9 protein-coding genes are annotated in these 13,890 nt (G+C 62.7%); all 9 read left to right on the top strand.

Going from position 1 to position 13,890, the window contains the following annotated elements; all coding sequences use genetic code 11:
* The first annotated feature begins 109 nt into the window (after positions 1 to 109).
* The 9 genes from ETR14_RS26620 (at position 110) to ETR14_RS26580 (ending at position 13,889) form a co-directional block, all read left to right on the top strand.
* A complete protein-coding gene (locus ETR14_RS26620; RefSeq protein WP_129392768.1) occupies positions 110 to 3,547 on the top strand; it encodes a MobA/MobL family protein in 3,438 nt (1,145 codons plus the stop codon).
* Between the two features lie 806 nt (positions 3,548 to 4,353).
* Positions 4,354 to 4,704 carry a hypothetical protein gene (locus tag ETR14_RS26615; protein WP_129392765.1) on the top strand — a complete coding sequence of 117 codons (351 nt, stop codon included), beginning with the start codon at positions 4,354 to 4,356 and terminating at the stop codon, positions 4,702 to 4,704.
* A 29-nt stretch (positions 4,705 to 4,733) separates the two neighbouring features.
* The gene (locus tag ETR14_RS26610; RefSeq protein WP_129392762.1) at positions 4,734 to 5,024 is read left to right on the top strand and encodes a hypothetical protein; all 291 of its coding nucleotides are present in this window, start codon (positions 4,734 to 4,736) and stop codon (positions 5,022 to 5,024) included.
* Positions 5,025 to 5,040: 16 nt separating this feature from the next.
* A complete protein-coding gene (locus ETR14_RS26605) occupies positions 5,041 to 7,461 on the top strand; it encodes a hypothetical protein (RefSeq protein WP_165356656.1) in 2,421 nt (806 codons plus the stop codon).
* An 89-nt stretch (positions 7,462 to 7,550) separates the two neighbouring features.
* Positions 7,551 to 8,309: a hypothetical protein gene (locus tag ETR14_RS26600; protein ID WP_129392756.1), complete on the top strand. Its 759-nt coding sequence runs from the start codon at positions 7,551 to 7,553 to the stop codon at positions 8,307 to 8,309.
* A gap of 118 nt (positions 8,310 to 8,427) precedes the next feature.
* Entirely contained in the window at positions 8,428 to 9,696 is a 1,269-nt protein-coding gene (locus ETR14_RS26595) for a hypothetical protein (RefSeq protein ID WP_129392753.1), read from the top strand.
* A gap of 457 nt (positions 9,697 to 10,153) precedes the next feature.
* A complete protein-coding gene (locus ETR14_RS26590; RefSeq protein ID WP_165356655.1) occupies positions 10,154 to 10,867 on the top strand; it encodes a type IV secretion system protein in 714 nt (237 codons plus the stop codon).
* A 27-nt stretch (positions 10,868 to 10,894) separates the two neighbouring features.
* Entirely contained in the window at positions 10,895 to 12,187 is a 1,293-nt protein-coding gene (locus ETR14_RS26585; RefSeq protein WP_129392748.1) for a TrbG/VirB9 family P-type conjugative transfer protein, read from the top strand.
* Between the two features lie 55 nt (positions 12,188 to 12,242).
* A complete protein-coding gene (locus ETR14_RS26580) occupies positions 12,243 to 13,889 on the top strand; it encodes a TrbI/VirB10 family protein (RefSeq protein WP_129392745.1) in 1,647 nt (548 codons plus the stop codon).
* Position 13,890 lies beyond the last annotated feature (1 nt).

The raw sequence follows: 13,890 nt of genomic DNA, 5'->3' as shown, positions 1-13,890 counted from the left end.
ACCAGCTTCCGGCAGGCACACACTGTGGATCTTTTGTGGGCAGGCAATCTCGCTTGCCAGCCCTTCCACAATCCATCATGGTTTTGGAAGCCTCCCAAGGGAAAATGAAATGGCCAAGTCACCGCTCTCCGCCGACGTCCAGGCGGCGAATTCCAAGCTCGCTCAATTCCTCCGCCGCCAACAGGAAGAGGAGATGATCCTCCAGATCGGCAAGCGAAAACCAAAACTCGAACGGGATGAGGTCCGCCTCCCGGGCGGCCGTGCTCGCTGGGCTATGGAGCCAGACTATAAGGCGCCCTCTCCACTCATTGACCGTCCTCGAACCGCCGCCGGCGCTACCTCCTTCCACTTCTCATACATCCCCGTAAACAAGACCGCGTCTCCCACTGTCGGCGGGCAGCCGCTGGAAGGCCGCGTCGGGCGTGCGAAGACAGCTGCACTCGACCACTCCAAGTACATCGAGCGAGATGGAGCCGCCGAGGTTAGCCGTGGCGCTCAGCACGCCGCTTACGTAGAGCGCGACGACGTCGTCGAGCACGCCGCCAGTCGCATGGCCGCCGACCCCAGAGGCGTCGCTGAGGGCCTGATTGGCGAAGCTCCCACCACGGATGAAGTCGCCATTATGGGCGACCGACCCGAGTTCCGAAACGGCGTGCCCTCGATCTTCTCTAACATCTCTGAGGATCCGTTCGAACGTCAGGAATTCTGGCGCGCCGTCGAACGGATCGAGCGTGAGCCGAAGGTTCACGAGCTCCTCCTGGATCCGGAGATCTTGCCCGCCTGGTGGGCCGAGTTGAGGCACTATTCGTTCCCGGACGCAGGCTTCAAAGAGCATGCCTTACAAGTGCAAGCAGCCTACCAGGATTACCTCGCATCTCCCGACGCCGAACGGGGCAAGAAGCCGTTCAAAGCCAAGCCGTTCATCTCCACCGCCGAACGCGCCGGCAAGATCATCGCCGCGGCTCGTGGCATGGCCAAATACGACGAACGCCTGTCGCCCCTCGAGTTCAAATCCGGACGCGGCGGAAGAACGCAAATCCGCTTCGTCGCGGAGCTGCCGTACGAGATCTCCGCTGAGGATCGAGCGCTCATTGTCCAAAACTTCTGCGACTACCTCGGGAACCTCGAACAGCGCTCTCGCGAGGACGGGACCGTTGGCAAGGTTGGCCTCATGTACACGGCCGTCATCCACGCGCCGGACGCGCACAATGACAGCCGCAACTACCACCTCCACATCGTTGCCTACGATCGACCAGCCCGCTTCATTCCAGAGGAAGGGCTCTGGGATTTCGAATACGCCGAGCACTTCGATCACAAGGGCGAGGCTCGCGTGCGGCACCCCTTCCGCCAGAACAAGATTGAGGACCCCACTCGCGGCGACAAAAGGAAGGAGCGCCGCTGGGACGAGAACTTCGTGAAGCGCCATCGCATGAAATTCGCGGAGATCACGAACCGAGTCCTTAAGGCACGCGGCGTTCAACGCAGGATCGACGCCCGCCGGTACACCGAGATGGGCATCGACCGAACCCCGACCGAACACCTCGGGACCAAGGCTGCCGCATTGGAATCGATTGGCGTGCCGACCACAGTTGGCAAGCTGAACGCCATAGCCATCTGGAGCGACGCGGAGCGATCAATTGAGCGCCAGGCCAAGGAGTCGGAGAAGGCTTACAAGACAACTCAACACGAGCTCGACAATCTCGCGCGGACTGTTGGACGCGTGGACCCAGCACACCCCGCCATGACGCAATACCGTGCTCTCACCGCCGAGCGTGCTCGCCTGGTCGAGAGTGTTGCCGACGACCGCCGGGAGATCATGACGTTCGACCACCTGGAAGCCAAGGCTAAGTCCCGAGCGATCAGGACTCGACAGACCTGCCTCCAATATCTGACGGACATTCAAAAAGGACGCGCCGACCTCAACACTCGCATTATGAGGCAGGCGATCCAAGACCGTTGGCAGGGCGCCCAAAATCATATCAACGACATCGACGCTGCCCTAGCTCCACATCGTCCCGCACTCGCGGCAGCGGCGCGGAACGTGGAGGATCGCGAGCGTCGGATCAGGGAGATCAATGAGCTGCTCGAACCTCTCAAGACCGTGCTCGAGGAGCGGCTCGGAATGTCCACCCTCCGCCACGCGTTCCTCGACGGTGAAGTTCCTGCACCTCTGGATACGCGCCGACGCGCCCAGTCATCCACAGGGGCATCGCCGGCCTCTATCGACGCCGACGCCGAGAGCCCGAGGCTGCCTGCCGACTCCAGCGTCGTTGCGCCCGTCGACGCGGGTACCGCGTCCGCCACGCCCCCCGTGGCCAACCAACTCGCGGAGCCTGTCACCGAACCCGCTAACCCGCCGTTCGTCGCCATAGACCCGGCGAGCATCGAAGGCCTTCCGATTGTCCAACCAACGATTGGGCCCCGACAGGATTTGGACGCACCTTTGGCGGACGATCCGCAGGCTACTCCCGTCGGCCTCGACCCGCTGCGGGAGCACGCCCCAAGTCCGGCCGGGGAAATGGCGCCAGAGGTCATTATCCCGGACCTCAACAATCCGGAGGCTCCCGCATTTCAGGGCCCCTCCGAGCCGACCAACGTCGTTGACCCGCGAACTCTTGAGACGCCTTCCACAATAGCAACCAGCATTCCAGGTTCAGATCCAAGCGAAACACCCGCTCGCACTGATCAGGCCGCCGTTCACGGACGGGATTCTCTTCCAGCCGACCGTCCCGAGGAGAAGGTCGACCGGCGCCGCCGACAAGCCGATCCGACGCTCTTCGAGCTCCCCGATCAGACGCCGCCGGTGAAGCCCGGGACCACCCGAGCCGAGTACGCCGATTGGGACGCACTCATCAAACGCATTGCCGATCAGCGCATTCCCGTGAAGCAGGAGAAGCTGCCCAACGGTGCCTTCTCGTACAGCGCGCCTGCGCTCGATCGAGCAGACCAACTCTTGCTCCGCACACCACGCTTCGCCGCTCGCACAAACGGGCGGCTAGGATCCGTGTATGAACGGCAGCAGCATGAGGTCCAGCGGCTTGTTAGATGGATCCAGACGCAAGGCCAGGACCCGACCGCACTGAGCCTTGAGGGAAGGACCGTGGAATTGGGCAAGGAAGCCAGGCAAGCTGTGCGAACCCTGTTCCGAAACTGGGGCCGTGCGCCCGCTGTGATAGAGGCTCTGAGACACGAACACGCTCGGCGTGCCGAGCTCGCTAAGACTGCTCCTCACTCACCAACACCAGCCCTGCAGGCGACGCCCAACGAGGGCGGAGATCGAGCAACTCGCAAGGAGGAAGCATCTCGGATCTATCCGACTCCAGATCAGGCTCACACGCCTCAGGTCGCCGAGTTCATCCGGCTGCTCCGCGAGATCGCCCCCGATGAACAGCTGCGGCGGGCCGCCGAGCGAATCTACGATGACCCGGCCGCGCGCGAAGACGTCAATTACCACACCGTCGACCTCGCAACTGCCTACAACACCTACCGTGACGACGCGGATGAGATTGCCCGAGGCATTGGCCGGGATCGCGATCGAGAACGCTAAGCTGGCCGCTGCCCTCTCCGCCTCATTCCGCCCGGCTCCGATCGGCCGTTGCGGGATGGGGCGGAGACGCCTCCTGCATCCACAATCCTGCGTTTGACCAGGTTCGCCTCGGCGCCGCGCGAGCGCGGATAACGGCGGTTAGAAGCGGCGCAGTTCCAGCGACAAGATCCTAGGCAGCAGCCCCGGGAGGTCGGCCGCGCACGGTCACCAGTCGGTCCCTGATTGCGCCGGCGACACCGCCCGGTCGGCCGCGAGGCGCGCCTGGCCAAGCCACGGCGTCGAACACATTCTGGACCCACCGCGGCCAGCCACAACTTCTCGCCATTCAGGTCCGGTGACACCCCCGGCCGTCCCAGGCAACGGTCGTCCGATTTGGCCTTACTCGCTCCGACGATCATCCGTTTCGAAAATCGCTCGGCAACCTTCAGCGCGAGGCTCGGCATGTCTCTGCTCCCCCCTTCGATCCACTGCAGCGTCCTCACCGTGGCCGCAGCGCGTACGGAGCGTTGCCTCGTCCCCCGGCGCCGCCCCGCGCGCGCGCGGGCGCCCACGCGTGCGAGTCAAAGCCGCCATCGACCGCACCAAAGATCCAGCCGAATGCGTTACGCTCTTTGCACTGACGAATCCAATGTTCCTGCCGGCTTCCTAGCCCCTGGAACCGCGCCCCAGGCGCCTGGAAAAACTTCCTGCAAAAACCTGTTGGCGAGGGTCTTTTCCGCCGATAGTATGCGAGAGCGGGTTGGCGGGGGCCTCATCAGATTTCCTGACTCCCCCAGCCGCACGACAAACCACCGGGGAGTTTTTCCATGAACATCAATCGTACCCACGTCGGTCGCGGGATCGCGTTCGCCCAGCTAGCGCTCGCTCTTGCCGCCGTTGCCATGCCCGAGATCGCTCTTGCTCAGGCCTTCGACACCAGCAACCCGCTCGGCAAAGCAACCGCCGGCGCGAACACTTTCCGCAAATCGCTCGCAACGTTCGGTCTCGTCGTCGGCGGCATCGGCATGGTCGCCTGCCTGATGCTCGGCTTCTTCGGCAAGCTCAACTGGAAGTGGGTCAGCACCGGCGTCGGTGTCTCCTTCGCAATGGCGATCGTTCCGAACGTTATCGGCTGGCTGTCCACCCTCGGTGGCGGCGAAGCGCTCGCCACGAGCTGATCTACCCGCCGACCGCAAAGGAAACGACCGTGCTGAAGTCTCCCATCCTCAAGTATGTCGCGAGCCCTCAGACGGTCGCATACATGCCGCCGCTATTGGCGGGCTGCTCAATCGGCGGCGGCATGTTCCTTTGGTTCTTCGGTATGGCCGCGGGGTTTGGGATCATCCCCGGGATGATCGTCCTGCTCACGGCCTCCGCTTTCTCGGTCGTGGCGGGCTTCAAGGAGCCCCACCTCCACAACATCCTGATCGCGCGACAGGCCTTCATGAAGGCCACTCCCAATATCGTGAAGACCAAGGGCAAGACCTATGTCGGTTGACGTCTCCGCGCTCCTCATGACCCAGAGCACCGTTGGCGCAGTTATCGCGTCCGCAGGTCTCTTGGCCTCGGTCGCAGGCGGCGCCGCCATGCTTGTGCCTGCTGTCTCGCGCAGGCTGCTGCCGATGCCGAAGGAAACGCGCCTCGTCGACTTCCTGCCGTTCGAAGAGATGATGGCTGATCGAATGACGATCAAGACGAAAAGAGGGGACCTCCTTCGCGTCATCAAGGTTGCCGGCGCCGAGCTGCAGGTGACCAGTCAGAATGAGCACGAGGCCCTCGGTATCGCCCGCCGCACTTGGCTCAGTCAAATCGCCGATCGGGGCGCTCACGCCCGGGTTTTCACCGTTCGGACCGCGATCCGGCCCGGACAGCTGATGCCACACCCCAACACCCACATGGCGCGGCTTGCCGCGACGTGGGAAAGCTCGTTCGAGGGCTCTTCCTTTCTGACCGATCACTACATCGTGATCTCCGTCGACAAAAAGGCCGGCAAGCTTGCTCTTGGCGAGGCCGTCGACCTCACGAAGGCCGCTCTGTCACCCTTCGACCCTCAGGTGTTGAAGGACGGGGACGGTGGCGAGTCCCCCCTCAAGATCCTCGGCCGCCTAGCGTCGCCGATTAGCCGTCCCACACCCCATTACAGCCGGGGCGCCAGCGTCTCCGAGCAGATCACATCCGACACCGTCGAATTCGCTTCTGACAAGTCCGGACGCATCTACTGGACGTCCGGCCTTCGCAAGAAGTCGATGGCGATCGTCGGAGTCAAAACTTGGGGCGACGCAACGGAAGAACGCATGCTCGCCGACCTCGCCAGCCTGAAGTTCGAATACACCATCTACCACCATATCGAACCGCTTTCCCGCACGGCCGGCACAATGAAGCTGGATACCGCGAAGCGGATGGCCCGCACGACCTTCATGACAGAAAACGCACACGCTCAGTTCGCCGCGGTCGGAGAGATCATCGGGGGCGGCGCGGAGGACACTCAGGTCCTTTGCAATTACAACCTGAACCTGATCGTCGAGGCTGACACAGACGAGGAGTTGGACCGCTACTTGTCGCAGATCAATACCGTTGCCGCTCAGAACGAGGTCACTACCGTGGTTGAGGGGCCGGCCAGCCAAGCGGTCTGGTTCTCGATGTTCCCAACCTACGACAAGCTGCCGCGGCCCTGGAAATTCCTCGCGGTCAACGTGGCCACGCTTCTCGCCATGCAGCGGAATAGCAAGGGCGCGGACCGCAGTCCGTGGGGCGAGGGACCGGTCACGATCCTCAAGACCTCGACGGGCAGCCCCTACAACTTCGTCTTTCATGACACCTCGGATCCGGGCAACCGAGAACCCCTCGGGCACATGCTTGTCATCGGTCCCTCTGGTTCCGGTAAGACGGTCACGGTCTCCTGGCTCGCCCAAATGGCAATGCGCTTTCCGGAGCTCCGAGTCTTCTTCTTCGATCGCTTCTACGGCACGGAAGTCGTCACCCGCATGGCCGGCGGCAACTACGTGCGCTTCGACGACGACAGCTGCGCGATGAATCCGCTGCAGATGGATCTCTCGCAGCCCCGTAATCGCGAGTTCCTAACAACCTGGATGAAGCTGATCACCGGCCTGACGGATGACGCCTCTTCGGAACAGTTCGGGCAGATGCTTGACATCCTCGAGGCGGAGCCCTCGCGCGAAAATCGCCGCCTCAAGGAGATCTGGGACTCTGCCTTCAGCGCAGACTCGGCCGCTCGTGAGGCTATCCGCCCCTGGATCAGCGACAACCAGCACGGTCACGTCTTCAACGCCCTCAACGACAGCCTCGATCTCGGCGCTCGCATGACGTCCTTCGACTTCACCACGCTTCTGAGCGACGAGCAGAAGGATAACCTGGGCCCGGCCGTCGTCTCGTACATCATGCATCGCACGATGGACGTCTCTGTTCACCGCGGTCACCCAGCGCTCTACTTCGTTGATGAGACAGCCCCGCTCCTGCGGAACGAGTTCTTTGCGGCGAAGTTCGCGGCTGGCCTGCAGGAAGGTAGAAAGCTTGGGCAGATCTTCATCTGCGCGTTCCAGCGGCCCAACGCTATCGAAGAGACCCCACATGCCCAAACCATCATCGGCCAGTGCGCCACACAGATCTTCTTCAAGAACGTGAAGGCGAAGGAGGAGGATTTCAGGATCTTCGGCCTCACCGGTCGCGAGCTGGATTTCGTTCTTGGCCGTAGCCACGGTCACCTGAAACGCGCATTCTTGCTCCGACGCATGTCCGAAGCGGGCGTCGAGTCCGTGATTATCGACTCGGACATGGGCGTCCTCGGGGATGGACTGCAGACATTCGCATCCGGCACGACCAAGGTCAGATTAATCCGCGATCTTGCTCAGAAAGATCCACAAAACTTTCGTCGTCTCTACATGGAAGCCATGGCAGCGGAGCGCGAAGCCGCCTGAGCCGCGGAAAAATCTTCCTGCGTGGCTATCGCCGATCCGCCGGGCGAGCTACCATTCAGATGTTCCTGTTCAAGCAAGAGGGAATCCTCATGATCATCAAGACCCGTGCGCTCGTGATTGGTGCGCTTCTCGTCTCCTCGACCCTCGCCGGGGCGCCAGCCACTGCGCAGATCCCGACGATCGATCCAAGCCTGATCGCGAAGGCTGGCGAACAGCTCGCGACCGCCGGCAAGGCGCTCGCAACGGCCCAACAGCAGCTCAACACTGCCAAAGAGACGGCCAGCTCGATCGGCCAGGTCGGTCAAGGGAACTTCAACAACATCCTTAGCGACGCCGGCATCAACCTCTCAGGTCCGCAGAACGTTCTCCAGAACGTGCAGTCGATTGCGAACACGGCCCAGCAGGTCCCGAACTTCGCCGCCAAGCTTCCGAAGATCCCGGGCGAACGGGCGATCACACTCAAGGCCATCCAGACCGTCAACGACGGGCGAGAGGCAGCGAGCCAGATGTTCTACTCGAACGGCGGCAAGATGACCCAGGAAGCGGTCACCAGCCTTCGCGATCGCCGCAACACGGTTCTCCGCGAAACGGCTGTGAACGCCTATGGGGCCGCTTCGGCAATCAAGGGCAAGCTCACCGAAGCTTCCTCGACGAGTGATGCTCTTGCCAAGCGCGTCGGCGCCACTGTCAACATGCGCGAGGACATCGCGGCCGGCAATGCGATCATGCTGAACGTCTACCTGGAGCTCCAGAAGCAAACCGCGATGTCCGCCCAGCTGCTCGAGCTCGAGGCGGCGCGAACGCTCGCCGCGGACAGCACTGGTCTCCGTACGTCGGCGGACCAGTAAGACAATGCGCGCTCGTATCCTTGCGGGCGCCGCGACCCTCGCGGTGGCTTGCGCCCTCTCATCACCGGCGGAAGCTCAGCTTGGAGTATGTCCAACGCTGGTGCCTCCGCCTTGCATTGTGATCGACACCTCGGCTGTTGCGACAACGGCCAAGGAGATTGCTGCCAAAAAGAAGGCGCTCGAAAACGCGGTCGCCCAGGTGCAATCGGCCACCGACATCAAGAGTGCACTCGGGAAAGTTGGCCCGATCACCGGGCAGGGTTCGATCTCGATCGGAAAGCTCCCTGGACTGGACGCGCCCAAAGTCTCCTTCAGCGAGGCCGCAAATCAGCTTAGCGGCTCGTTGCAACAGCATCCCGACACTCAGGACGGCTACGAGGCGAAAGAGGCTGACGATCGCCTGCGGCAGCGCGCAGCTGCCGGCGACGCCTTCGGAGTGGCCCAAGCCATGAAAGCCCAGGTAGAAGCCGGTACCATCCTCGCCGCGAAGCACCTGGCATGCATGAGCCGCCCGCCGATAGCGAAGGGAGAAGATGCGGGCGTGCGGGAGTCGCTCTATCACCGAGCTCAGATCAGCTCGCTCGTCACGAAGGCTATGATCGATCTGCAAACGCTGCAGTCTTACCGCTCCAACCTTCATGCGATGGACGCCTTGGCGGCGACGGATGCCAGCGGCCCCGCCCCTCTCCAGCGGACCGAAGCGTCGGAAGTCCAGCCAGCCGCCGACGCTGCCGGTCTCAAAGCAAACATCGATTTTGGGAAGCTGGTCAACGCTGCAACGAAGCTCGTCGCCCTCAAGCAAGCGTTGGGCGTGATGCAAAGCCTCCGCAGTGGCCAGAAGAGCGTTCGAGATACCCAAGCCATGTACCAACAGATGGTTCAGGCCAAGGCGACAAGTCAGGCCGCCGTCGCGAGCCTGGCTACGCAGGAAGCGCGTCGTAAGGGCGTGTCTGCCGCTTCGCTCATGCAAGCCGCAAACATGGTCATGCAAGCGAACGACCGCACCACGTGGGACGATCCCTCGAAGAAGAAGATCACCGAAGCCGCCGCCAAAGCGGCCGAGCGTCGGCTTGATGCGATGGTGAATGGCGACGTGAGCGACGGCTGGAGCAAGCTCCTGCAGCAGCGCGCGGAAGCCTTCAAGCAGGAGGCCTTCTTCGCAGGCTTCAACAATGACGCCGTCGGCATTGAGGCTTCCACCGTGCAGGCGATATCCGATTTCGACGAAGCTCTTGGCGTCAAGGCATCCGACCCGGCCGCCCTCCAAGCGGCGATCACCGCCGCTACGACGGAAGTCAATCAGCTCAAGGCAAGCCTCGACGGTGCATCGCCCCTTCTTCGAGCTCAACGGGATCGCTTCCTGGCGAGTACCTTCTCCTCGCAGTAAGTCCGCGCTCGCAAAGTTCCTCAAGACCGAAGGGGCGGCTCGAAAGGGCCGCCCCTTCCCTTTTGTCAGGTCAGGGAAAAGTCTGGATTGTTAGTGGATGGGGGGAAAAGATGTTGACGCAACTCCTCCCTCCTCTAAGATCCACACTATAAGGTTCCCAGGGGGGTAGCCAGATCGGAGGACGGTCACCGCCTTGGCGGTACCGCCTTACGCGCGCCCTCCGAATAAGAAGCGGAGTTTTGATCCCGATGCGTATGATGGCCGCACTCGCTGCGATATTCGTTCTGGCCGGCTGCGGAGGTGAGGGCGCGAAGTTCCAGTCTCGCCCAATGTCTGCTGGGAGCACGCCCAACTCGCTCAAGCGCACCCCGTGCGCCTGTGTCGAGCTGCCGTCGAAATCGGGTCTCCCCCCCTTCCTCGCCTCCGACAACGCTGCGGTTCGAGCATGAACGCTCCCGTGACGCTGGCCAAGGGCGCCGACGCGGCGCCTGCCAGCGCCGACCAGATCGGCGCCTTTCCGCTCGAATACGACACCGACGCACTTCCCGCGCGCCGCGCAGCCGCAATGGCTCGCTGGATGACGATTATCGCCGTCGTTCTCGCTTTCGTCGTGGCAGCGCAGGGCTTCGCTCTCGCGATCCTCATGCCGCTGCAGAAGATTGTTCCGATGGTCGTCACCGGAAACAGCCGCGGGGACGAAATCATTCGAATCAACCCTGCCACACTCGAGAGCCCGACCAACGACTACATCACGGAAATCAACCTCCGGAACTACGTGACGAAGCGCTACTCGATCGTCGCTTCGGCCGCCGAGCAAACGATAAATTGGGGCCCAGGCTCGGTGCTCGAGCTGATGAGCACGCCAGAGGCGTACGGCAAGTTCGGGATGGCAATGAAAGCCGACTACGATCGGCTTCGCGCGTCGGGGATGATCAGAAACGTCCGGATCGACTCCGTGCGGAAGATCGGACCCAATCTCTGGCAGGTTGAATACATGACCACCGACCAGGCTGAGGGAGCCATCGCTGACGCGACCCTTGCCCCTCAGTCTCAGTCATGGGTCAGCACCTACGCGGTCACGTTCGAACCGAAAAATGTCCGATACTCCGACCGTCTCAACAATCCGTTCGGCATGACCGTCGTCGATAACACCGACGCCCGGCGCGACTAACGTCCAACACTACGGCAGGACACCAACATGGCACGCAAGATCATCCTCACCGCCATCGTATCTGCGATGGCTCTCTCGGTCGCCGCCCCGGCCGTAGCTGCTCCCAGCAAACAGCAGAAGGCTCAAGCCGCCGGCGACTATGGAACCATCAACGACAGCTATCTGGAGCCAGTCGGCGCAATTCAGAACGCGTGGTCCAATCCCGGTGCGAACAAAGCTGCCAACCAGGAGTCGCCCGGCTATAATCGTTTCGAGTTTCGGCCCGATCGCGTGATCCCGCTCCGCCTCCGGGAGGCGATGAACACGACCATTCGCTTCCCGGCCGACGAAATCATCGAAGACGTCTTCAACTCCGACCCGGTCTCTTTCGAGGCTATCATCCCACGCTCGAACGTGGTGATGATCCGCGTGATACGACCTGGCGCCGATGGCAATCTCATCGCCATGGGCAAGTCTGGCAACTTGTACCAGTTCTATATCCGCGGCGAAGGTGCGAACACCAAGATCATCACGGACATGTCGGTCGACATCATGGTGACCGGAAGGGGAAACGGAATGCCCGCCAACATGGGCGGGCTTTCCCGAACGGCTTCGGCCTCTGATCTGAAGGTCGAATCTGACTGGCTCCGCACCATCGGATTCAAGCCCGAGAACATCGTCCACGACCTCTCGATCTTCGTCCCGGAGGATCACTCGGCGGGCGTGGCGCCGGAACGCGTCTTCCGAGATGGCCAGTTCACGTACATCGATTATGGCTCGAACGCAGATGCTTTGAACGAGTGGCCGGTCGCCAGCCTCGTTGTTCAGGGCGTTGAGACGCCCGTGAACGTCAGGACTGCCGGGCCGAACGGCCGCATGTTGGTAGTCGAGGGCGTGGGCGACATCGTGCTTCGGAACGGTCAGAAACTTGTCTGCATCAAACGCCAGACGAACCGCCCGCCCCAGATCCGGTCTTTCAACCAGCCCGTCACGACGCCGCAGGCGACCCTGCGCGTTGCCGATGGCCAAGTGCTCCCTCCGTCGCTCTCCTCCCCGTCTACGGGGCGCAAGTACATGGTCGACCTCGGCGCCGGCGATCGTCCGTCGATGGAAAAGACGTTCCTGACCATCAAAGCTCAGAACGCCTCCCTCCTGTCTGCCAGCGAAGCCAGCTTCCCGGACGCGACTTCCCTGCGCACCGGCGGCACGCTGGATGCGAACGCTCGCCCCGGCGACGTTCGCCTCCGCGTTGGTCCGTTCTACGGGCTCTCGGAGGGCGTGGCGGTCTGTAAGGCGATGACCGCTTCCGGCCGGTCCTGCTCGGTCGTCTCGGTAAACTGAGACAGGGGCGCCGCCAGAGCGGCGCCCTAACGCGCGCGCGCCAAAGGATCGAGTTGTGGATAGCAAGCAGAAGAAGAAGCTCCTGATCGGCGGCGGCATCATGACCGCCGTCCTCGCCACCGGTGTGGGCGTCCTGATGGTCGCGATGAGCCCCTCAGAAGAGGCTGTCGCGAAAGGACCCTACGAGACCGTGTCCGCGCCGACCTTGAAGGATGCAAAGCAGCAGCCTGGCATCGTTTCAATCGATCCAATCCAAATTCAACTCGAGCGCGCTCCGAGCGGCAGCATCGAGAAAGCTGCGGCCATTTCCGCACTCTTCCAAGACTTCACGCCGGGAACGATCCAAATCACCGGCGGCGATCCGCGCCTCAAACTCACCACCGACTGCACGGCCGGGAAGCCGCTCCCCATGGGCCAGCGCTGCACAGCAACCGTCACTTTCGACCCGTCCCTGCCCGCGCCGCAGCAGCAGCCGAATATGCCCTACGTGGAGCCTGAGTTGCTCGTGCAGGGCAACAGCCGCACCCCCGGCGGTGCGACGCTGCCTGTAGAAGCGCGCGCCAAGATCCTTCCTCCGGATGCAAACGCTCTCGCCGCCGGAGTTGCGGGCCAGCTCATCCCGGGCGCAACGGCCCCGGTTGGCCTGGACCCATACGGTCCGGTGGCCACGCCCCCGCCAGCGGGGACGCCGGACACCGCTGCGCCGCCTCCGGTAGCCGAATACACGCAACCGCAAGTTCCGGTCTCGCAGCCGACCCTCTCGCCACGAGAGCAATTTCTCCTCGCCCGGCGCCAGGCAGTTCTTGGAGGCGTGCAGTCTCGAGGACGGGCCAACACCCAGCCACAGCAGCCGCAGGGCACCTGGGCGGACCTCAAGATCCCGACGTCTATGTCCTCTTATCCGCAGGACATGAGCCGCGTCGTCACCATGGATCGCGTCATCACCGCGGTCCTTGCTCGCACTTTCGACAGTCGCAGCACTCAGCAGGTCGTCGCTCAAGTCGATCGCAACGTCTACGGCGCTCATGGCCGAGCCGTTCTAATCCCGCGCGGCTCTCAAATCATCGGCACCGCCAGCGGCGGCGGCGAGCGTATGGCCGTCTCGTGGACCCAGATCATTCGTCCGGACGGTGCACGCCTCATCATCCAAGCGACGGCTGGTGACGCCATGGGACAAGCCGGCGTGCCCGGCCGACGCAACGAGCGCCTCCTCAAGCGCTATGGGAGCATCCTTCTGGGCACCATCTTCGGCGCTGGAACGGCGATTGCCTTCAAGGCTGAAGAGCAGCCCAGCGGCGATATCAACATTGGGGGCTCCGGTTCCGGTGGAGCCCGCAACAACGGCGCCATCATCAGCGACATCGTTCGTCAGGACCTGCAGAAGATCACCAGCGACATCCAGCAGCGTACCGGCAACGTTCAACCGATTGTCACCGTGCCCGCCGGCACCCGCGTCACGATCATCCCGACCATGGATATCGTTATGCGCCCGATGCAGGGACCAGTTCAGGAAGTGCAGTCCTACCCGCGAGCTCAGAACGCCGGGAGCGGCGCTCCGCAATTCGCTCCTCGGTACGCCGGTTCCGATGATAGCGGCTATGACACGCCGCAGCCGAGGCAGGCCGCCCGGCGCCAGGAGGATCCATTCCCGGCCGAAAATATCCCTGCGACCGGATCAACTCCTCCTTGGAACTCGAACTAAG

This window comes from Sphingosinicella sp. BN140058 (assembly GCF_004135585.1).
Classification (GTDB): Bacteria; Pseudomonadota; Alphaproteobacteria; order Sphingomonadales; family Sphingomonadaceae; genus Allosphingosinicella.
This window is presented reverse-complemented; position numbering and strand designations above follow the sequence as displayed.

Excerpts from the sequence above, each read along its gene's own strand:
- ETR14_RS26605 (WP_165356656.1), top strand. The coding sequence starts at position 5,041 with ATGACCCAGAGCACCGTTGGCGCAGTTATCGCGTCCGCAGGTCTCTTG.
- ETR14_RS26620 (WP_129392768.1), top strand. The coding sequence starts at position 110 with ATGGCCAAGTCACCGCTCTCCGCCGACGTCCAGGCGGCGAATTCCAAG.
- ETR14_RS26615 (WP_129392765.1), top strand. The coding sequence starts at position 4,354 with ATGAACATCAATCGTACCCACGTCGGTCGCGGGATCGCGTTCGCCCAG.
- ETR14_RS26600 (WP_129392756.1), top strand. The coding sequence starts at position 7,551 with ATGATCATCAAGACCCGTGCGCTCGTGATTGGTGCGCTTCTCGTCTCC.
- ETR14_RS26585 (WP_129392748.1), top strand. The coding sequence starts at position 10,895 with ATGGCACGCAAGATCATCCTCACCGCCATCGTATCTGCGATGGCTCTC.